The 595-nt window shown below is 67.4% G+C and carries 1 protein-coding gene; it reads right to left on the minus strand.

From position 1 onward, the window contains the following. Positions 1–36: 36 nt before the first annotated feature. Positions 37–595: GWxTD domain-containing protein (locus tag ACYVDE_RS25595; protein WP_460504318.1), on the minus strand; the 559-nt coding region annotated here is incomplete at its 5' end.

Genomic DNA, 595 nt, shown 5'->3' on the forward strand with positions numbered 1-595 from the left:
CGGGGCGGTTGGCGCCGTCGTAGAAGCGGCGGCCGGCTACCGGGCGGGCAGGGCGTTGTCCGCGTTCGGGCCGGTCAGGGCGGTCGGTGGGGTTCTCCATTTTTCAACGGCGGCATACCAGAGCAGTTCGTACTCGGGCCGGCGCACCAATTCGTAGTAATCAGGAGCAAAGGTACTCGGTCGGGGCCGGAAGGTATAGGTGATGGGGCCGCCGGTCAGCCCGCCGTCGGGATAATACCACCGTTCCTCGCCATCGGGCAGGCGGCGCACGCCCGGCGGCGGCCCCAGCACTACGTACAAAAGGCCCCTGTCCGTCAGCCAGCCGGCTTTGTGGGCGGCAAATAGGCGGTTGGCCGCCGTGACGCGGCCGTAGAAGCTGCGAATTAATTCTTTACCCAGCTTCTGGTTGCCCTGGGCGATGTCGAGCCAGAATTTATCAACGGCGCGCTTAGGGTCGGGCGCATCGGTGAGCTTCTGCCGCTCCTGGCTGGTGGTGAGGTAGCGCAGCGGCTCGATGAGCTCGGCGGCGGTGGTGAGGGTGGGGTAGGCATTGGGGGCCACCAGCACGGCCAGCGTGCGCGGGGCGATGCCGCCC

The organism is Hymenobacter agri (genome assembly GCF_054778495.1).